Consider the following 21,638-nt stretch of genomic DNA (forward strand, 5'->3'; position numbering starts at 1 on the left):
GAAAAGCCCTTTACAATTGTAAAGGGCTTTTTTACAAAACTTTATGATTACATCTCAACAATAATAGTTTCAATGGGTTCGTCATCGTCACTTTGTATGGCTTTTGAAATTCTACTACCTTGGCCATTGTTGAATTTTGCAATAATACCAGTAATCTCACCCCTACTATTTCTTCTTACTCTTTTATAGTTAAAATCTATGCCTTTTTCTGAAAGCTCTGCTTTCATTGCTGCCAGTTCAGCATCGGTGGTGTTTTTTGTGATTACTATTCTGTTGGCCCCATTGGATTGGTGGTTTGACCTAGAAATACTTTTTGTTACATTTTGATCCAGTTCCATTTCAGCCATTTTCTGCTCCATTTTTGCTTTGGCCATTTCCATTTCTACTTTGCGCTGCTCGGCCATTTGTTTGCGCATCTCGCTTCGCTCTTCGTTCATTTCCTTCCGTATCACAGTGAGTTTTTCTTTCCTTAGCTGCTGGGCTTCCTGTCTTGCATTCTTGGCCTTACTGCGCATTTCCTCTCTTTTCTCCATCATTACCTTGCGTCGCTCCACAAGAGACTTTTGGGAGCCAGAGCTAAAGCCAGAACTTCCCTTTTCAGTGTCTATATAGAAATAAAAGTCCTCGATGGGTTCGTCATCGCCACTGCTCACCGAATAGTTCCCGTTGTTGCCGTAGCCACTATAACGAACCTGTATGGATGTGATCTCTCCCTTGCTGTTAAAGTTTATGTTGCTGAACTCAAAATCTATATCATGTAGTTCCTTCAATTCTTTTTTGTGCTGTTCCAGCTCTTCAACAGTGGTATTTTTTGTAATCTTCACACGGATCTCCTTAACTGAAATATGTTGCTTTTTGGCAGTTACAGTATTGTCGCTTTTTACTTTTTCAGTAGTTGTGGTTTCCGAACTTACAGTGTTTCCTGTGTTTTCTTGCTGTTGGGGTAGCAACGTTTCGGTTTCAGGTTTTTCTGTTTCTTCGATTTTCGAAACATTTGCTTTTTTTTCAGTTTTAAGAATATTGGTAGCTGTTGATGTAGATTCTACTTTGCTATCGCCAACGATTGTTTTATTTGCAGAGGTCTCAGGCTGTGTATATTCCACGACCTCTTCGGTGTTGAAACTCCATAGAAACATTGCGAGGGCGGGTACTACGAGAAATAATTTCAGTTTGTTGTACTTGTTGGAATTGCTTTTGTTTAACATAATGATACGTTTTTTGATAAATGATTGATAAAAATTATTGGTAAGTGCTGGTACCGGTAAGGGTGATGAGGCCTTGAGAAGTGCCAGCTGGTAATCTTTTTTTGAGGTGACCGAACCTACGGTATGGTGATCGGCCAGATATTCCAGGTTTGCCTCGATATTCTTTTTGTAAAACCAAGAAATAGGATTTGCCCATTGTAGGGCACGAACCAAATTGGCCAATAATATGTCTACACTGTGCCATTGTGAAGCATGTACTTTTTCGTGCCTAAGTATCATTTCCAGCGCTGCCTGCTCGTGGGTGTTGGGGTTGAAAACTATATAATTGAAAAATGAAAAGGGCGCAATGTTTTCTTCAATCTCGATAAAACGGAAGCCGTTTTGCTTGGTCGATGGATTCTTTAAAAGTAAAGCAACCAGTGAGCATAGTTGTATGCCAAACCGTGTTACCATAAATGCAATGCCCAACAAATATCCCAGCCAGATACTACTCCAAATTGAGATGGACTCTTTGGGTGGCAAGAGTTGCGGGGCCTGAACGGGAACAAGTTCTTCAAAAGTTTCCACAGGGGTGGTGAGTGGAGCTTCCACAAAAGTGACCGACGTAAAGGTGAGAAAGGGGAGGAGCAATGCACAGGCCAATCCCGTAAGTAAATAGAGCCTATTGGCCGTAAAGAAAGTGTCTTTTTTAAGCACTAGTATATACACCAAATAGAAGAGCGTAAGGATTCCAGCAGACTTTGCGATGTACGTGATAAATTCCATAGTGTTATTTTTTTTCAATGATGTCTAAAATCTCACGCAGTTCTTGTGCGCTAATTTTTTCTTCTTTGGCAAAAAATGAAACCATACTTTTATAACTATTGTCAAAATAGCGTTTTGTGGCTTGGCTCATAAATTTTTTGGTGTAGGCCTCCTTGCTCACCACTGGAAAGTACTGGTGTGTTTTTCCAAAGGCTTGGTGGGAAACATAACCCTTTTCTTCCAGATTTCTAATAATGGTAGAAACCGTATTGTAGTGGTTTTTACCGGGCAGCATGGCCAGTACCTCTTTGGTAAAGGCTCTTTCCAACTGCCAGAGGACTTGCATGACCTCTTCTTCCTTGTTTGTTAATTGCTCCATGATCCAAATGTATAACTATTTTTATAGTTTTACAACTATACTTGTAGTTATATAACTGAAAGTTTAGTTGGTTATTGTACTGTTGTTGAAAAATATAACATCTGAATTCTAAATTAGTCTATCATTAAGTATCTTCGCTTCCTTAAAATATATAGGAGTAATGAGTGTACTTTTTATTTTTTTGGGATTAGTGCTATTGGTAGTGGGAGGAGAGTTTTTGGTGCGTGCTTCGGTGGGGCTTTCTTTTAAGCTGAAACTTTCAAAAATGGTCATTGGGCTTACGGTAGTGTCTTTTGCCACCTCTGCGCCAGAACTATTGGTGAGTATACAGGCAGCTCTCAACGGTTTCAGCGATATATCCTTAGGAAATGTAATTGGCTCCAACATTGCGAATATAGGATTGGTACTAGGCGTAACGGCCATAATCGCTCCCTTGGCAATAGATAGGGATTTCTACAAATTCAACTGGCCGGTGATGATGGTGCTATCGATAGTGCTGTATTTTATTCTGAAAAGTGGCGATGAAATCTCACGTGGAGAGGGAATAGGTTTGGTCGCTCTGTTGATGGTGTACCTGTTTCTTTTGATAAACCGTGCCCGTAAAAGAGCAAAGAGTGCCCCTGTGGATGATGGCGTGGACGATGGCCTCTCAAAAGCATCTAATTTCAAGATCATTATTTGGCTTATCATTGGTGGGGTAGCACTTTATGGAGGGAGTGAGTTCTTGGTAACTGGTGCCGTGGACCTTGCCCAGGCATTAGGCGTGAGCGAACGTGTTATTGCTGTAACCATGATTGCGGTGGGTACCAGTGTACCGGAGTTGGCTGCTTCAGTAATTGCTGCACTCAAAAAGGAAAAAGCTATCTCATTGGGTAATTTGATAGGCTCTAATATTTTTAACATTGCTTCTGTCCTGGGGATTACAGCTATTATACAACCTATTGCTGTGAAAAGCCAAGAAGTACTTTCCAACGATATCTGGTGGATGCTGGGCTTTGCAGCGATATTGATTCCGCTGGCATTCTTTCCAAAAAAATATGAGATTGGAAGAATAAAAGGACTCGTAATAGTAGTTGCGTATTGTGCCTTTATAGGTTTGGCGTTTATAGGTAATTAGGTTATACCTTCAAAGTTTCATATTTAAACTTCGAAGTCTCTTTAGGTAACAGGGGCTATATCTCATTTGAACAAGGCGGGTTCAGTTTTCTGTTTGGGGGTTGTTTTAGCTTTTTGATATGAAAATAGGGGGGTGTGTTCATAAAAACATACAATTATTAATAACTTAACATAAAAAAATAGGGGGTGGTTGCATAAAAAAGTTATTTTTGCACCATTAGCAACTTAAATTATACCTTAAAAAGACTAAAACTATGTCCACCTTAAGATTCCATGCCATTAAAGAGACGTTCAACCGTCCTACTATAGATGTTAAAGAAGCAGAACGTCGCTCCGCTATATTTGGAAGCAATGTTTTTAACGAAGCAGCTATGCGACAATATTTAACCAAAGACTCTTATAAGAGTGTGCAGGATGCTGTTATTAATGGTTCGAAGATAGACCGAAATGTAGCCGATCATATTTCAACAGGAATGAAAGAATGGGCCATTAGTAAAGGAGCAACCCATTATACGCACTGGTTCCAACCTCTTACGGGTACTACCGCCGAAAAGCACGACGCCTTTTTTGAAACTACCGGAGACGGTACGGCCATAGAAAAATTTGGTGGTGGGCAGTTGGTACAACAAGAGCCAGATGCTTCCAGTTTCCCAAACGGGGGGATTCGAAATACATTCGAGGCTCGTGGGTATACAGCGTGGGATCCAACGTCTCCAGCATTCATCTTTGGGACAACACTATGTATCCCAACAGTGTTTGTAGCCTATACGGGAGAGGCCTTGGATAATAAGACACCTCTTTTAAGAGCGTTACAATCTGTAGACCAAGCGGCAACAGCGGTTGCAAAATATTTCGATAAGAGCGTTACTAAGGTAAACCCAACCCTTGGATGGGAGCAAGAGTATTTCCTAATAGATAAGGCCCTGGCAAAATCGCGCCCGGATATAAACCTTGCGGGCAGGACCCTTTTGGGACATGCTTCGGCAAAAGGACAGCAGTTGGACGACCATTACTTTGGTTCCATTCCTACACGCGTGCTCGATTACATGAGGGATCTAGAGAACGAGTGTATGCTTTTGGGTATTCCGGTAAAGACGCGCCACAACGAAGTAGCGCCCAACCAATTTGAGCTGGCACCTATTTTTGAAGAAACCAACCTGGCTGTAGACCACAACTCCTTATTAATGGATGTGATGAGTAAGGTGGCAGACCGACATAACTTTAAGGTACTGTTCCACGAAAAGCCGTTCGCGGGTGTAAACGGTAGTGGAAAGCATAACAACTGGTCACTGGCAACTAACACGGGTGTAAATTTATTGGGGCCTGGTAGTACGCCAATGAAGAACCTTCAGTTCCTTACCTTCTTTATAAACACCATAAAAGCGGTGAACGATTATGAAGAGCTATTGCGATCTTCCATTGCAAGTGCCAGTAACGATCATAGATTGGGAGCTAACGAGGCACCACCAGCAATCATTTCGGTATTTATTGGTTCCCAATTGACTTCAGTTTTGGATCAACTTGAAAAATTGAAGAATGGAAAACTTTCCCCAGAAGAAAAAACCGACCTTAAACTGAACGTAGTAGGCAAAATCCCCGAGATCTTGCTGGACAATACGGACCGTAACCGTACCTCACCATTTGCTTTTACAGGAAATAAGTTTGAATTTAGAGCCGTAGGTTCCACCGCTAACTGTGCGAAGCCCATGACGGTGCTGAATGCAATAGTTGCAAAGCAGTTGATGGAATTTAAGACCGAAGTGGATTCCCTGATAAAGGGGAAGAAGATGAAGAAGGACGATGCTATCTTCAACGTACTGAAAGGATACATTAAAGACTCCAAAAGAATTCGATTTGAAGGCGATGGGTATGGAGAAGCTTGGGAAAAAGAAGCGAAAAAACGTAAACTTAGCAATAACAAAACCACTCCAGAAGCTTTAAAGGCACAGGTTTCGAAAAACGCCATCTCATTGTACGAAGACCTTGGTATTATGAGCAAGGTAGAGATCGAGGCACGACACGAGATTGAAGTTGAGGAATACGCAATGCGAATCCAGATTGAGGCTCGCGTACTGGGCGATATTGCTAGGAACCACGTGATCCCAACGGGAATACGGTACCAAAACCTTTTAATTGAAAATGTACAGGGCCTAAAGGATATCTACGGAAACACCTTTAAGAAGCACGCAACCGAGCAAATGGAACTTATTGAAGCCATTAGTGGCCATATAGCCAAGATAAACAAGGGTATTACCGATATGATCAACGAGCGGAAAAAGGCCAATAAAATTGAAAATGCCGAAAAGAGAGCCTTTGCGTATTGTGATAAAATAAAACCTTATTTCGAAGAAATTCGCTACCACTGTGATAAATTAGAACTTTTGGTAGACGATGAGATCTGGCCATTGACGAAATATAGAGAGTTGCTGTTTACCCGATAATTTTTAAACTATCGATTTTTAAAAGAGCATCCTTATGATAAATAGGGATGCTTTTTTATGAAAAATCCTTCATACTGGCGTTTTGGTATAAAATTATTAAGAACAAGATTGAAAAAAACGCGTTATTTGACTGAATAAAACCACACTTAACCGAAACATAATTTTAAATATCACTATTTAACATAAGTTTAACATTTGGTATTATCTTTACTTTTTGAAAGTTTAGTCGGTAAATAACTACTCTAAATCGATATTTTCACGAACATCACTGCTATAAAATTCTTACGTTCCGTTCAGCTAAGCGCTTCCTACGTAGTACTACGTAAGTGTACTTCAAATATTTTCTTCAAATTTGACATAAGTTTTTAAAAAACAGAAAATTACAAGCTTCCCCTAAGGAGATCTCCTTCTTGTAGTTGAGTTTCAAAACGAATAGTATCAATTATTTCTAACCTTTATTTAAACTTTATTATTATGAAAAAAGTAATGTTAAGCGCAGCTGCGCTAATGTGTGTCTCGATGGTGATGGCGCAAATGAACACAAGCGACGTAGATCAAATAGGTAGTGGTAACACTTCTACAGTATCGCAAACTGGTTTGTCCAATGACTCTGATGTTGACTCTGTTGGAGACAGCAACACTTCTTCGGTAGATCAGAATGGGACCACAAACACATCGCAGGTATTGCAGGACGATGGAACATTTGGTGAAACGGCAGACGATAACATGTCTACGGTTACCCAGGACGGTACCTCAAACAACCAGTTTACATGGCAAGATGGTGATGACCATACCAGTACAGTGGATCAGGACGGTACGTCAAACGATTCCTATGTAGATCAGTGGGGAGAAGGAAGTACAAGTGATGTGATCCAGAACGGTACTTCTAATGAATCTGATGTGTTCCAAGGGTATGACGGTTCTGGTGGAAACCACACCAGTAGCGTTGAACAACAGGGAGATGATAACAGTTCCTTTGTTATGCAAAATGGTGAACTGAACGATTCATCGGTATTACAAACTGGTAATATGAACACAAGTAATGTGAACCAACAAGGAGATTCAAACATTGCGAATGTTGAAGCTTTTGGTGACATGAACGACTCTGATGTTGACCAGATAGGAAACAACAACGAGGTGGATGTGGACCAAGGGCGTCAAAACATTCCTCTAGCAGGTACCAACAACGATTCAGATATCACTCAAACTGGAGACAATAACTTTGGCCTTACATGGCAGTTTGGCGATAGCAACATAAGCGATACAGACCAAACAGGAAATGGTAACAGTGCTATCTTAGGACAAAATGGAAACAACAACACGTCTGATGTAGACCAGGTAGGCGATGGTAATAATTCTTACACTATACAGGGATACACCGCAGATAACAACTCTAGTACCGTAGCACAAACAGGTGACAACAACAGTTCTACAGTAAACCAAGTGTTTAACTCAAATGACAATATCTCTACTGTGGACCAAATAGGAGACGGTAATTCAAGTTTAGTGAACCAAGATGGTGGTTTTAACGATAGTGACGTTGACCAAACAGGAGATGACAATACCTCTACAGTAGGTCAACTTGGTTTGGACCACCAGAGTATCGTTAACCAATCAGGAGATATGAATATGTCTGACACGATGCAATCAGGTAACAACCATTTTAGCAATGTGAACCAAGTTGGTAACATGAACTCTTCTACGGTAACACAGAACAATTAATAAACTGGTTTTTTGGGAATCCTACTACTAGTAGATTCTTAAAAAATGATACAAAATGGGCATCTTCACCTCTTGGTGGGAGATGCCTTTTTTTATTGAGATTTATTTAGGGACTTTACATTGGTTTTATCCTAGATAGATTATAGGGTTCTCCTTTAGCTGAATGTATTTTAGAAACAGACCTTATATTGAAAAACCAGTAGTGGAATATTACGCTATTTATGAATGTTATTTTCAGGAAAAAAATAGTCAGAATAATATTACATCTCAAAATTTTATTAAGTTTTATGGTATATACGTAGATACACGTATGCCTTTCACCGACAATAAGTTACGTTTAAAAGAGTTTTTATAATGAGCCGAAAATTTAACATATTTTTAACATTAGATGTTATTTATCGAAAATATGTAGTTCATCGATGTTAAATTGAAGAGTGCCGATTTTTTAAACACTAAATTTTCAGTATTTTCTTACAAATTGTGCCAACTCTATTTGGTGTGTTTTTGCATATAGTGCATTATTTGAAAAAGTTTCCAATCTTTGAATAACGAAAATCACAAGATATTCCTCCTCTATCAAAAGAGATGATTTTCAGCTTATAACGTTCAGCGACAAGCCAAAAATTTTCCCCACAATACAATAAGGTTGTCTACTATTAAGTAGGTAACTCATTTAAAGATGCGTAATAGTATCTTTTTTGAAGACGTATAATTTTAACCAATATATTAATCTTTAATTTAAATCTTATGAAAAAAGTAATGTTAAGCGCAGCAGCGCTAATGTGTGTCTCGATGATGATGGCACAGTTCAACACCAGTGACGTAGATCAAATAGGTAGTGGGAACACTTCTTCGGTTTCGCAAGCTGGTTTGTCAAATGATTCTGATGTTGACTCCGTTGGAGACGACAATGACTCTTCTGTAGATCAAGATGGAACAACTAATACCTCTCAGGTACTGCAAGCAGGTGGTGGCCCAGGTGGTGATGGTCTTTCTGATGACAACAGCTCTACAGTAACGCAGGATGGTACTTCAAACAACCAATTTACTTGGCAAGATGGAGATGGTAACTCATCTTCAGTAGACCAAGATGGTACTACCAACGATTCTTACGTAGACCAGTGGGGTGACGATAGCTCAAGTGCAGTTACCCAAAATGGTACGTCTAACGACTCAGACGTGTTCCAAGGATACGGTACAGCCGGAGATGGTGGTCACACGAGTATTGTGGACCAACAAGGTGATGACAACAGCTCGTTCGTGGCACAAAGTGGTGGTACAGGTAACGATTCTGAAGTTATCCAACTTGGTGATACAAACATCTCTACGGTTGACCAAATTGGAAGTGACAACGACTCATTCGTTATCCAAGGTCCACAGGAAGATAACATTTCAGATGTTGACCAAACAGGAGACAACAACAGCTCTTTTGTAGACCAGTGGGGAGACAGAAATAACAGTGCCGTTGTTCAAAATGGTAATGATAACAGCTCTACTGTATTCCAAGGGCAAATTGATGATGATAACGTTTCTACAGTTGATCAAGATGGAGATAATAACACATCTTTCGTTGCACAGAATGGAGATAACAACCTATCAGATGTAGACCAGACTGGGGACGACAATGATTCTTCTGTTTCTCAGAACGGATCTTTACACGATTCTGATGTAGACCAAGACGGTATGGGTAACGACTCTGATGTTACTCAAAATGGTCTTGAGCAAGAGAGTATTGTGAATCAGTTGGGAGACATGAACACCAGTGATGTAATGCAAAGCGGTAACAACCACTTTAGTAATGTGAACCAAGTTGGTAACATGAACAGTTCTACTGTAACACAGAATAACTAATTAAATCTTAAGCCCTGCTACAAAATGTGGCAGGGTTATTTTTCTAACCCTCATATATAATTTAAATCTTATGAAAAAAGTAATGTTAAGCGCAGCAGCGCTAATGTGTGTCTCGATGATGATGGCACAATTTAACACAAGTGACGTCAATCAGGTAGGTAGTGGGAACACTTCTACAGTATCACAAGCTGGTTTGACCAATGATTCTGATGTAGACTCTGTTGGAGACGATAACGACTCCTCAGTAGCCCAGAACGGAACTTCTAACACCTCTGAGGTACGCCAAACAGGCGGTGGCCCAGGTGGAGATGGTCTTTCTGACAATAACAGTTCTACAGTAACCCAGGATGGTACAACCAACAACCAGTTCGTATGGCAAGATGGTGACGATAACACCGCTAGCCTAGACCAAGATGGAACCTCTAACGACTCATATGTAGACCAATGGGGAGACGATAGTTCAAGTACTACCACCCAAAATGGTTCAAATAACGATTCTGACGTATTCCAAGGATACGGTGTAGCCGGAGATGGAAGTCACACTAGTATTGTGAATCAACAAGGAGATGATAACGTTTCTACTGTAGATCAAAATGGAGGTACAGGAAACGACTCTGAAGTTATCCAACTTGGGGAAAACAACCTCTCTGACGTAGACCAAACAGGAAATGACAATGATTCTTTTGTTATTCAAGGTCCACAAATGGATAACATTTCCGATGTGGAGCAAAATGGAGATGACAATGACTCTTTTGTAGACCAATGGGGTGACTCTAACAACAGTAATGTTGATCAGGATGGTAATGACAACAGCTCTGTAGTTCTTCAAGGCCAAATAGGTGACAGTAACATATCTAATGTTATACAGAACGGAAATAGCAATATTTCTAACGTTGCTCAAATTGGAAATTTTAACGGTAGTGGTGTAAGCCAGACTGGTGATGACAATGATAGTGATGTGGACCAGACTGGAAATGCTAACAGTTCTTTGGTTAACCAGAACGGAAACGATAACGACAGTGTTGTAGACCAGGATGGTAACAACAACAGCTCTGGTGTAGCCCAGATTGGTGATATGAACGATAGTTCGGTTACGCAAGACGGAACGTTAAACGATAGTAGTGTGTTGCAAGATGGTAACAATAACATCAGCGATGTAGACCAAACAGGTTTTGGAAACTTCAGCGATGTAAAGCAATTTGGTGACGAGAACGATAGTGACGTAGACCAAAACGGAGACTTTAACGTAAGTGGAGTTATCCAAACTGGATTACAGCACGTGAGTATTGTGAACCAAGATGGTAACAGCAATGTTAGTACTGTAAACCAAAATGGAAACAACCATTTTAGCAATGTTAACCAAGTAGGTAACGGTAACTCTTCTTCAGTAAGCCAGAGCAACTAATTAGCTACTTTTGCTAAAGCAGGACATCTCTCCCCCGAGAGATAAAACAATACCTTAAAAAAGTATTGTTGGGGTAAGGGTAAGATGTATGTCTTATCCTTACTCTTTTTTAAAAAAAATATGTACATTTAAAAAGAATTAATAAAATTGGTACCATGAAAAAACTAATGATCCTTACGCTAGTAGTGTGTTTGTTCGCCTTATCAGGTTTTGCACAAACCTATATAAATGAAAATGATCCAAAGGGAGGTTTTAACCAAACTGGTGCCGAACGTGATTTCCTCACAAATCAAGAAATTACACCAAGCCAGGACAATGCTGTATTTGTAAACCAAGTAGGTAACAACAACCAAGCATTTGTGAGTTCAGCTTCTCAGGACAGTGAGTTTAACTTATTGCAACGAGGAGACGGTAACTCACTTTTTGTGAGCACTAACGCACAAGTGGTACGCGAAACGGTTGTGCAACTGGGAGATGACAACAGGTTTGTAGATTTCTCCAATGCTACCGATATCCAGAACTTAGAAGTGATCCAATCTGGAAACAGCCAAAATTTAATTTACCACAACAACAACTCCATTTCAGAACGTATAAAAATTCGAATGCAGGGCGAAGTAGGCCAATCGGTCATCGTTCGCAATTTTAATTAACAATGAAAGCCCCAATAGCACTTATATCTTCAATATTATTACTTTGCTTTTTTTCTGGTAAGGCACAGGACGATGCTTCTATAGAAAGCGTTCAGGCCAAGATTGACCTATCTTCAAATGGCGAATTCTTCGAAATTAAGGGGATGGCCCTCAATACTACACAAATAAACCAGTCTTTATCCTATACTTTACTGGTAAACAAAACAGACCCGGAGACCAATAACTCTAACAAAAATGAACAAAAAGGAAATTTTGTGCTACCAGCTGGCGAACGCAAGATTTTATCCACAACAAAAATAAATGCCTCGGATAAAGCCAAGGTGATACTACTTTTACTACTATACGATCAGGACAATGCCATTGTCGCAAAAGACCGTATAGTCCTAAATGGCTCTGAAGAAGACAAGCTTAAAGCCAAACAAGCACTCTTGGAAAAAGCAAAACTAGACCAAAAGGAAATTTCAGAAGATTACGGAAATACCGAAAAAGACGGAGTGACCCTCCTTAGGGGATTAGTGGTTGAAGACACAAAGACAAAGCCCGGTAGAGATTTCTTTACATCCTTTTCTCTAAAATATAGAGATGAAAAGATAAATGGGGAAAAAATAGTAGTAATCGAAGAGGTGCTGGCCTTGGGGAGTAATACTAAAATATTAGTGAAAGTTGAAAATGAAATAGTATTTCAGTTTTTTGTGAATCCCAGAGCAAATTATATAGAACAGATGGTGGATTATGCTGTTAACAGGACGGATCGGTACTTCCAGCAAATAAAGAAAAACAGAAACCAAATTCGAAGATATTGAACCCATGAGAACAATTTTAACCTTAGTTATTGTATGTATTGGTTTTGCTTGCTATGGCCAACAGTTGGTTTACAAGCCCACAAACCCTATGTTTGGAGGCGACACTTTTAATTACCAACAATTGCTGGCCTCTGCCAATGCCCAAAATTCATTTACAGATCCTAATGCAGTAGATAGAGACGGATCTGAACTTGAACAGTTCTCTGAAAGTCTAAACCGACAGTTGCTGGGTCAGTTTAGTAGGATTTTGTTTGGGAATCAATTTGGAGATGGCGGCCTGCAGCCAGGTACTTTTACTCTAGGAGACCTTTCCCTTGAAATTTTTGAGAGTGCCGAAGGTCTCGTGATAGAAATATTAGATATCACCACAGGCGAACAAACCCAGATTATAGTCCCTAATTGATTTACTACTAACTATTTGAAATTCTGTTATGCATAAGTATGTCTACTTGTTCCTGTTCTCTATCCTGTTATCTGGATGTGGCACTTATTTTAACCAGCCCATACGGCAACAGCCCGCAAGGATAGGAGAGTTAACAACCAAAACCAATACACTAAAAGAATTCCCGCTTCCACAAACACCAGTAGTTGTAGGTGTTTACAATTTTAAGGACCAGACGGGTCAATACAAAAGTGTTGAGAACGGTAGCACCTTTAGTACGGCTGTAAGCCAAGGAGCCACAACGATGCTCATTAAGGCCCTAGAAGATTCAAAATGGTTTACGCCCATTGAGCGTGAGAATATTTCACATTTGCTGAATGAGCGTGGTATTATTAGGAGTACACGTGAAGAATTTGAGAGATTAGAGAAAAAAAGACAGCCCCAGCTCCCACCTTTATTATTTGCAGGTATCTTACTAGAGGGAGGAATAGTTTCTTACGATAGTAATATTGTAACCGGAGGTCTTGGAGCCAGATACTTTGGAGTTGGAGGCTCTACGCAATATAGGCAGGATCGCTTAACAATATACCTACGAGCCGTATCTACTTCTAACGGTAAAGTTTTAAAAACTGTTTATGTATCAAAAACAATACTCTCCCAGGCCATAGATGCAAGTCTTTTCAAATTTGTCAATTTCCAGAGACTACTGGAAGTAGAGACAGGAATCACCAAAAACGAACCCGTACAGCTGGCCATGAAAGATGCTATAGAAAGAGCTGTAGAGGCACTCATCATTGAAGGTATACAGGACAATCTATGGAAAACAGCTGAAGGTAAGGAAAAAGACAATCAGTTGGTAGAGGCGTACCTCAAGGAAAAGGAGCTAGAGGAGTCTACCTTATTGTACAACAGAAAGCAATCGCCTGTAACCAAGAAAAACGCAATACATTTTTCGGCATTTACCAATAGGTTCAATAGCGACTTTGCAAGAAAACCATTGGGCTACGGAGGTTCATTGGGATATTCACGGCAATTAACCGATAGGTTTGGCGTAACGCTAAGAGGAAGTTTCTTCCAGCTTGAAACAGGTAATAATTTTAAAGAATACTTTGTATCCGGGGAAGCCCTTGCAGAGTTGTCCATATTACCTTACGATAACCTGAACCCATACCTATATGGCGGTGCAAGCTTTATACGCCATGCAGACGAGGAAAACAACATGGTCCCACTAATAGAAAACCAGATAGCCGTTATAGGAGGGGTAGGCCTTAAAGTGACAATTTCGCCACCAATAGACTTGTTGCTGTTTGCAGAAAGCAATTACACCTTTAACGACAACATGGATAGAGTTGAAGTAGGAACCGTTAACGATTACTTTTACAACTTTGGTGCTGGGATTAGATATAAATTTGGAAAGAAAAAAAGTAAAACAACCGAAGGAGACCCAGAAAATGTTGATGATGTTGAACCTGTAAATGAAAAACCATGAAAAAATTCTTACTATATAGTATACAAGTAGCCCTGCTATCCGCATTTCTAGTATTTCAGTCTTGCGAAGAAGAAGGAATTACAGATAACGGAATAGGAAAACTAACGGGAACAGTAGTTGTAGATGGTGAAAATAGTCCTCTCGCAAATGTTAAGATATCAACCACACCAACCTCAAACACGGTATTTACCAATGATGAAGGTTTTTTTGTGATAGATGTCATCAACGTGGGTGATTACTCAGTAAAAGCAGAATTGGAAGAATATGTTACAGCTTTCGAACCTGCAACAATTATAGATGGAGAAACCACAAATGTAGTGTTCGAATTAGAATTGACAGCCGAAAGTAATGTTCCACCCAGTGCTCCTATCTTAGTATCGCCAGAAGATAATGCTACCAATGTAACCCCACCAGTGGATTTTGTCTGGACATCTTCTGATACCGACACAGATGATATTGAATACATTTTCGAACTTCGGAATGGAAGCACGAACGAAATTTTAATGTCCCAAAGCCTTGTAGATACAACCTTTACGGTAGAAAACCTGGCAGTAGGGGTCAACTATTTTTGGCAAGTAACTGCAACGGATAATGTAAATCCTTCGGTAGCAAGTGATATAAGCAGTTTTTCAACGGCGGGCAGTGTTGACAACCGTTTTTTCTATTCAAGAATAATAGATGGTTCCAACGTGATATTTTCTGGAAATGATACAGGTGGGGACGAAACCCCCAACGAAGATGAGGTACAACTTACCCAGCCAAGCACAAACAGCTTTAGGCCAAAACTAAACCGTACCGCAAACAAAATTGCTTTTTTACGAACCGTGGGTCCAGAAACCCATCTCTTTACAATGGACATAGACGGTACTAACGTACAACAAATTACTTCTTCTATACCAGTGGCAGGTTTCAGGCTGGACGAAATAGAATTTGCTTGGCATGCCGATGGAAGCAGGATTTATTACCCAAGCTTCAATATATTGTATTCCATAAATGTATTTGGAACAGATATTCAGGAGGTGTATGTTAACCCTGAAGAGAGATTTATAACTGAAGTAGATGGTAATGAAATTAACGATCTAATTGCCATTAAAACAAACAATTCAGCTGGTTATGAAGCAAGAATCGTTATAGTAGATCCAGACACAGAAGCAGAAGTACAGGTAGTGTTTGAAGGCAGGGAAGGCGCTCTTGGAGGTATAGACTACTCTATAGATGGCTCTACAGTATTGTTTACTAGAGATGTTTCAGAATTCCAGATTGCATCTTATAGGCAATTAGATACAAGAATCTTCGAATTTGATACTGCAACAAGTGTTATAACAGAAGTTTCAGAAGATAAACCACCAGGAACCAACGATCTGGATGCAAGGTATTCCCCAACCGAAGGTGAGATTATTTACGTGAATGCCCCTAACGATGGTGTTTCCATTGGTGATATCTATTTTAACGTAAGAGATGAAAACATGACGGACAGAGAATTGCTGTTCACACAAGCTTACATGCCCAATTGGCAATAGCCAAATAGGTTAAATTGATAAAAAAAGCGTCCCGAACTTTCGGGACGCTTTTTCATTCTTTACTTTTGTGGTTCTAAGATAATTATATGAGCCAAGAAGTTTCAAAAAGATATGCCCAACGTGGAGTCTCAGCAGGTAAGGAAGATGTTCACAATGCCATCAAGAACGTAGATAAAGGCCTTTTTCCCAAAGCCTTCTGTAAAATAGTGCCAGATTACCTCACGGGTAGTGAAGAGCACTGCCTTATTATGCACGCAGATGGGGCTGGTACCAAATCCTCATTGGCCTATATGTACTGGAAAGAAACCGGAGACCTATCGGTTTGGAAAGGAATTGCACAAGATGCACTTATTATGAATGTTGATGACTTACTGTGTGTTGGTGCAGTAGATAATATTACACTATCCTCAACCATTGGGCGTAATAAAAATTTGATTCCTGGCGAAGTGATCTCGGCCATTATAAACGGAACTGAAGAGTTATTGAAAGATTTAGCAAGCTTTGGGGTACATATCCATTCTACGGGTGGGGAAACAGCAGATGTTGGGGATCTTGTGCGAACTATTATTGTAGATAGTACTGTTACGGCCAGAATGAAACGTAGTAATGTAGTTGACAATGCAAACATTTGTCCGGGCAATGTTATAGTTGGGTTGGCATCCTATGGCCAGGCAACTTACGAAACTCAATATAATGGCGGGATGGGCAGCAACGGTCTGACGAGTGCCCGTCATGATGTATTCCATAAATATCTGGCAAAAAAATACCCGGAGAGTTTTGATGCTTCAGTCCCTGAAGATCTTGTGTACAGCGGAAGTAAGCAATTAACCGATAGTGTAGAAAATTCACCAATAGATGCTGGAAAACTAGTGCTTTCTCCTACAAGGACCTACGCTCCAATTATCAAGGATATCCTAAATAGATATTCGCCAGAACAAATACACGGTATGGTACACTGTAGTGGCGGAGCACAAACCAAGATCCTTCATTTTATAGATACGTTACATATTATAAAGGACAGCCTGTTTGAAACACCGCCCTTGTTTAAACTTATTCAAGAGGAAAGCGGTACAGACTGGAAAGAAATGTACCAAGTGTTCAATATGGGGCATAGAATGGAATTGTATGTCCCCGAAAAAATAGCCCAGGAAATTATCTCAATTTCAAAATCCTATCGTGTAGATGCCCAAATAATTGGTCGTGTAGAGGCTTCAACAGAAAAAAAGCTGACAATAAAATCTGAACATGGAGAATTTACGTATTTTTAAAAAAGTAAGAAAATAGCTACAAGCAATGCAGCTATCATAAAATAGGGGGAATATTTTATGGATATGGGTACCAAACAACCACTTCAATATAAAAAAACGCTTCTGGCTGTGTCAGTACTATTATTATTGGCCAGTGTTACAGTGCATTATTTGGGCAACTATCCAGTTTATAGATTACTAAGAGGGGTCATTAGTTTTACATTTTTGGCTATCCTATTTTCTTATCATAAAAAAAATACCAACCCCTTGCTGGCCACGTTTCTGATTCTCTACGGTACATCTAGCGTTATTACAATTTGGTATGAAAATGCCACTCTTGGTTTTATTTCTCTAATATTGAATTTTATAGCCTACCTTTTCTTGATACGTGCCGTTTGGCTCAAGGCTACATTTAAAAATTTAGGAATAGCTCTTACCTTGGTCTTTATAGTGTTAATTATAATAAATGCATACCTATTATATGAATTTATAACAATGATGCGTGATTTTGCCAATGGAGGCCTTAATTATGCCTCTATGCTCTTAGGCGCCATGGCGTTAGTGGTTGTTAGTTTCTTGGCGCTTTTGTACAACCACACCTACAATAGCAAGCCTTCCTTGGTCTTTACAATAGCTGTTTTTATGTTTGTTTTTGCCGAAATTTTCCGTGCTATAGGGTACTATGGTTTTGGTTTTGATAACATTCCTGTGTATATCGCTCGAATATTGCTCATACTTGGTTCTGGTATGATTGTCCACTTTGCGTTGATGCCAAAGAAAAACAATGAAAGCCTATCATGTAAACTCCTGTAACCATTCTACAATTGTGGGTGCTAGTCCTTCACTGGCTATGAGTTGTTCCTTTAATGAATATCTTTAACCGTAGCCCCGTTGAAACCTTCCTTAATTTATTGTAAATTTGGCAACGTGTTGAAGGTAATTTCGGCATAAAAAATATACTATGTTAGAAAAACTCCAAATAGTTAAAAATAGGTTTGATGAAGTAAGTGACCTTATCATCCAGCCAGAAATAATTAGCGATCAAAAACAATATATCCAGCTCAATAAGGAATATAAAGATTTGCGAGCTCTTATGGATAAGCGTGAAGCATATATTACCGCTACCGAGCGTGTTGAAGAAGCCGAAGAGATTATTGCAGATGGAAGCGATGCCGAAATGGTTGAAATGGCCAAGATGCAACTGGACGAGGCTAAATCTAAACTGGAAAAGCTTGAAGAGGAGATTAAATTTATGCTCATTCCTAAAGACCCTGAGGATACCAAAAACGCAGTAGTAGAGGTAAGGGCCGGTACCGGTGGCGACGAGGCCAGTATCTTTGCGGGAGACTTACACCGTATGTATACCAAATATTGCGAGAGCAAAGGTTGGAAAGTAAGTGTGGTAGACTTTAGCGAGGGCACCAGTGGCGGTTATAAAGAAATCCAGTTCGAGGTAGAAGGAGAAGATGTGTACGGAACCCTAAAATTTGAAGCAGGTGTTCACCGTGTACAACGTGTGCCACAAACCGAAACACAGGGAAGGGTGCATACCAGTGCAGCAACGGTGATGGTTTTTCCGGAGGCCGAAGAGTTTGATGTTGAAATAGACCCCAAGGAAGTACGTGTAGATTACTTCTGTTCCTCAGGGCCGGGCGGTCAATCTGTAAACACTACCTATTCTGCTGTACGGCTAACACATGAGCCCACAGGTTTGGTAGCACAATGCCAAGATCAAAAATCCCAACACAAGAATAAAGAAAAAGCATTTAAGGTGTTGCGCTCTAGGTTGTACGATCTTGAATTGGCGAAGAAGCAAGCCGAGGATGCTGAAAAACGTGGCTCTATGGTAACCAGTGGCGATAGGAGCGCAAAAATTAGAACGTACAATTATCCACAAGGACGGGTAACAGACCATAGGATTAACCTCACATTGTATGATTTGAGCAATATTATTGATGGCGACATACAGAAAATTATTGACGAGCTTCAATTGGTGAGCAATACCGAAAAACTGAAGGAAGCAGGAGAAACATTTTAACGCATACCTATGACTACTGAAGAACTTGTTGCCCAAATACATAAAAAAAAATCGTTTCTCTGTATTGGTCTAGATGTAGATTTAAATAAAGTTCCGAAGCATTTATTAACCGAAGAAGACCCAATCTTCGCCTTCAATAAAGTTATTATAGATGCAACCCACCACCTCGCAGTGGCATACAAACCCAACACAGCTTTTTATGAGGCCTACGGAATTAAGGGCTGGAAAGCATTGGAAAAAACCATACAGTACCTAAATAAAAATCATCCTGAAATTTTTACCATCGCAGATGCAAAACGGGGCGATATTGGTAACACCTCTTCTATGTACGCAAAAGCTTTTTTTGAAGATCTTGGGTTCGATTCGGTTACTACCGCACCTTATATGGGAAAAGATAGTATTGAACCCTTTCTTAATTTTAAAGATAAGCATACCATTCTCCTGGCGCTAACGTCTAATAAAGGGGCTTTCGATTTTCAAACAAGAAAGATAGATGGTAAAGAAGTGTATAAAACTGTGATTGAGATATCAAAAACCTGGGAAAACTCACAAAACCTTATGTATGTCGTAGGCGCCACAAAAGCAAGTTATTTAAAAGATATCAGAAAACTGGTGCCCAATAACTTCTTATTGGTCCCTGGCGTAGGAGCCCAAGGAGGAAGCTTAAGAGAAGTTTGCAAATACGGACTTTCTTCAAATATTGGCCTGCTCATAAATTCCTCAAGGGGTATCATTTATGCTGGTAACAATAAAGATTTTGCTCAAGCAGCTCGATCTGCTGCAAAAGAACTCCAAACCCAAATGCAGGAAATTTTGGATGCACTATAAAGATCAATTGCATAGAGAACTGTTTGTTGAGTCTCCGCCAAAGCGTATAGTGTCTTTGGTCCCTTCGCAAACCGAACTTTTGGTAGATCTAGGCCTTGCCAGCAGTATTGTTGGGCTTACAAAGTTTTGCGTACACCCAATTGGCTTCAAGGAATCCAAGACAATAGTTGGGGGTACCAAACAAGTGCATTATGATACAATAGAATCGTTGAATCCGGACATCATAATTTGTAACAAGGAAGAGAATACAAAAGAAATGGTATTGGAGCTAGAGAAAATAGCTCCGGTCTGGGTGAGTGATGTCTATACTGTTGAAGACAATTTGCAACTTATTGAAATGTTAGGTGAATTATTTGCTGTTACTAAAAGTGCAGAGCAACTTTCTCAAAAAATTGAAATGGCCTGCGGAGAGTTCAAAGTTTTCATGGAGGATAAAGCAAGAAAGAACGTAGCTTATGTGATATGGAAAAACCCATATATGGTAGCAGGACAAAACACTTTTATCGATAGTATACTACAGCTTCATCGTTTCGACAATATTTTCAAGAACCACGATTCTAGGTATCCCGAGGTTTCAGAAGATGAATTAAAAAATGCTGATGCGGTGTTTTTGTCAACCGAGCCTTTTCCGTTTAAAGAGGAAGATGTTTTGGCATTAAAAAACGCCCTTGGGGTACAAGTGCGTTTGGTAGATGGTGAATATTTTAGTTGGTATGGTTCTAGGGTTTTGAAAGCGTTCCCGTATTTTAAGACGCTACATCCTTAAATTATTTATCTGCTTTTTGTAGGGTAAGATATTTAATTTCGTCAAAAACTCTGTAGGCCTCTTTTTGTACTTTTTCACTTTCTTCCTTATCTCTCAAAGCAATTTTAAAAGATTTCTTCATAAGCTCGGAGTATTTTCTCTCAAGCTTTTCTATTCTTGTTTTTCTCTTTAACCAATTGGACATAATTTCCTCTTCTCTTCTTATTGAGGCAAAGGTAATAAGCGAAAAATTTAAACTATATTAATGTAACGTTAATCAAATACTAATTTGTTTGAAAAATTTTTTAATCCTGTAGTGCAAAGACTTGGCGTAATAATGTGGTAGTCCTAGATGCTATGTTGTTCCTAATCTTCTTTTCTTCTACCCCAATCATGGTGTAAACACCATCCAAGGCTTCGTTTGTCACATAATCGGTTAGATCCGGATTTACAGGATTCACAAAGGGTATAGTATTGTATTTTGTTATAATATTTGCCCATACCTTATCAGCCCCAACCTTTTGAAAGGAATTCTGTATCACAGGATTAAACTTAGCATACAGTGCGCTATTGGTCCTCCCCTCCAAGTAGTTTGTAGCGGCATTGTCCGACCCCAATAAAATATTCTTTGCATCATTAAATGTTATGCCTTTAACGGCATCTACAAAGATTGGTGTTGCTTCTTTAACAGCATCTTCGGCGGCTCTGTTCAATAGTTTCAAGCCTTCGTCTGCAAGACTGCTAAGACCAATATCACGAAGGGTCTTGTCTACTTTTTGCAATTCTTGCGGCAATAATATCTTTACAAGATTGTTTTTGTAAAAACCATCTTTTTGGGTAAGCCTGGTAACTTGTTTGTCAATTCCAAAATCCAATGCTTGCCGTAAGCCATTGGCGATCATGGTTGGATCCATAGCTCCGCCTTGTGGTAGGGTGTTCACTACTTGTTGTAATTCGGCACAGGAAATTAGAACGAAACAGGAAAAAAATAGGATGAGCTTTTTCATAATGTGGTTTTTACCTTGGGTATAAATATAAAAAAAGCCCTTCAAAAAAGAAGGGCTTAAAATTGT

At 39.6% G+C, this 21,638-nt stretch carries 19 protein-coding genes; 15 read left to right on the forward strand and 4 right to left on the reverse strand.

Features of this window, described 5'->3' with window-relative positions:
• Positions 1-47: 47 nt before the first annotated feature.
• The gene (locus C8D94_RS11650) at positions 48-1,970 is read right to left on the reverse strand and encodes a M56 family metallopeptidase (RefSeq protein ID WP_147278546.1); all 1,923 of its coding nucleotides are present in this window, start codon (positions 1,968-1,970) and stop codon (positions 48-50) included.
• A 4-nt stretch (positions 1,971-1,974) separates the two neighbouring features.
• The gene (locus C8D94_RS11655) at positions 1,975-2,328 is read right to left on the reverse strand and encodes a BlaI/MecI/CopY family transcriptional regulator (protein WP_115124137.1); all 354 of its coding nucleotides are present in this window, start codon (positions 2,326-2,328) and stop codon (positions 1,975-1,977) included.
• Positions 2,329-2,488: 160 nt separating this feature from the next.
• On the opposite strand from C8D94_RS11655, the gene C8D94_RS11660 reads away from it, so the two are divergent.
• The 15 genes from C8D94_RS11660 to C8D94_RS11735 all read left to right on the forward strand — a co-directional run bounded on the left by C8D94_RS11660 (position 2,489) and on the right by C8D94_RS11735 (position 20,586).
• Positions 2,489-3,445 (forward strand): calcium/sodium antiporter, encoded by a 957-nt coding sequence (locus C8D94_RS11660; protein WP_115124138.1) that lies wholly within the window; start codon positions 2,489-2,491, stop codon positions 3,443-3,445.
• A gap of 253 nt (positions 3,446-3,698) precedes the next feature.
• Positions 3,699-5,885, forward strand: a complete 2,187-nt coding sequence (locus C8D94_RS11665) for a glutamine synthetase III family protein (RefSeq protein WP_115124139.1) — start codon at positions 3,699-3,701, stop codon at positions 5,883-5,885.
• Between the two features lie 474 nt (positions 5,886-6,359).
• Positions 6,360-7,607 (forward strand): hypothetical protein, encoded by a 1,248-nt coding sequence (locus C8D94_RS11670; RefSeq protein WP_115124140.1) that lies wholly within the window; start codon positions 6,360-6,362, stop codon positions 7,605-7,607.
• A 747-nt stretch (positions 7,608-8,354) separates the two neighbouring features.
• Complete coding sequence (locus C8D94_RS11680) at positions 8,355-9,458, forward strand: hypothetical protein (protein ID WP_115124142.1); 1,104 nt, start codon at positions 8,355-8,357, stop codon at positions 9,456-9,458.
• Positions 9,459-9,528: 70 nt separating this feature from the next.
• The gene (locus C8D94_RS11685; protein WP_115124143.1) at positions 9,529-10,863 is read left to right on the forward strand and encodes a hypothetical protein; all 1,335 of its coding nucleotides are present in this window, start codon (positions 9,529-9,531) and stop codon (positions 10,861-10,863) included.
• Positions 10,864-11,018: 155 nt separating this feature from the next.
• Positions 11,019-11,513 carry a hypothetical protein gene (locus C8D94_RS11690; protein ID WP_115124144.1) on the forward strand — a complete coding sequence of 165 codons (495 nt, stop codon included), beginning with the start codon at positions 11,019-11,021 and terminating at the stop codon, positions 11,511-11,513.
• 2 nt (positions 11,514-11,515) lie between these two features.
• Positions 11,516-12,316: a CsgE family curli-type amyloid fiber assembly protein gene (locus tag C8D94_RS11695; RefSeq protein ID WP_115124145.1), complete on the forward strand. Its 801-nt coding sequence runs from the start codon at positions 11,516-11,518 to the stop codon at positions 12,314-12,316.
• A gap of 4 nt (positions 12,317-12,320) precedes the next feature.
• On the forward strand, positions 12,321-12,719 hold the full coding sequence (locus C8D94_RS11700; protein WP_115124146.1) for a curli production assembly/transport component CsgF: 399 nt from the start codon (positions 12,321-12,323) through the stop codon (positions 12,717-12,719).
• A gap of 28 nt (positions 12,720-12,747) precedes the next feature.
• Complete coding sequence (locus C8D94_RS11705; RefSeq protein ID WP_115124147.1) at positions 12,748-14,187, forward strand: CsgG/HfaB family protein; 1,440 nt, start codon at positions 12,748-12,750, stop codon at positions 14,185-14,187.
• A complete protein-coding gene (locus C8D94_RS11710; protein ID WP_115124148.1) occupies positions 14,184-15,707 on the forward strand; it encodes a carboxypeptidase regulatory-like domain-containing protein in 1,524 nt (507 codons plus the stop codon). The genes C8D94_RS11705 and C8D94_RS11710 overlap by 4 nt, the downstream gene beginning before the upstream one ends.
• Positions 15,708-15,793: 86 nt before the next feature.
• Positions 15,794-16,975 (forward strand): AIR synthase related protein, encoded by a 1,182-nt coding sequence (locus tag C8D94_RS11715; RefSeq protein ID WP_115124149.1) that lies wholly within the window; start codon positions 15,794-15,796, stop codon positions 16,973-16,975.
• A gap of 108 nt (positions 16,976-17,083) precedes the next feature.
• Positions 17,084-17,767, forward strand: coding sequence for a hypothetical protein (locus C8D94_RS11720; RefSeq protein WP_147278547.1), 684 nt, complete (start codon positions 17,084-17,086; stop codon positions 17,765-17,767).
• Between the two features lie 148 nt (positions 17,768-17,915).
• Positions 17,916-18,992, forward strand: a complete 1,077-nt coding sequence (gene prfA / locus C8D94_RS11725) for a peptide chain release factor 1 (RefSeq protein WP_115124151.1) — start codon at positions 17,916-17,918, stop codon at positions 18,990-18,992.
• 9 nt (positions 18,993-19,001) lie between these two features.
• Complete coding sequence (gene pyrF / locus C8D94_RS11730) at positions 19,002-19,820, forward strand: orotidine-5'-phosphate decarboxylase (protein ID WP_115124152.1); 819 nt, start codon at positions 19,002-19,004, stop codon at positions 19,818-19,820.
• Complete coding sequence (locus tag C8D94_RS11735; protein ID WP_115124153.1) at positions 19,810-20,586, forward strand: ABC transporter substrate-binding protein; 777 nt, start codon at positions 19,810-19,812, stop codon at positions 20,584-20,586. Before pyrF ends, C8D94_RS11735 begins: the two co-directional genes overlap by 11 nt.
• Position 20,587: 1 nt before the next feature.
• Here C8D94_RS11735 and C8D94_RS11740 read toward each other — a convergent pair whose 3' ends face one another.
• Complete coding sequence (locus tag C8D94_RS11740; RefSeq protein WP_115124154.1) at positions 20,588-20,770, reverse strand: Lacal_2735 family protein; 183 nt, start codon at positions 20,768-20,770, stop codon at positions 20,588-20,590.
• 100 nt (positions 20,771-20,870) lie between these two features.
• The gene (locus tag C8D94_RS11745; protein ID WP_115124319.1) at positions 20,871-21,572 is read right to left on the reverse strand and encodes a DUF4197 domain-containing protein; all 702 of its coding nucleotides are present in this window, start codon (positions 21,570-21,572) and stop codon (positions 20,871-20,873) included.
• Between the last annotated feature and the right edge of the window lie 66 nt (positions 21,573-21,638).

It is taken from the genome of Marinirhabdus gelatinilytica (genome assembly GCF_003353425.1).
GTDB classification, from domain to species: Bacteria; Bacteroidota; Bacteroidia; order Flavobacteriales; family Flavobacteriaceae; genus Marinirhabdus; species Marinirhabdus gelatinilytica.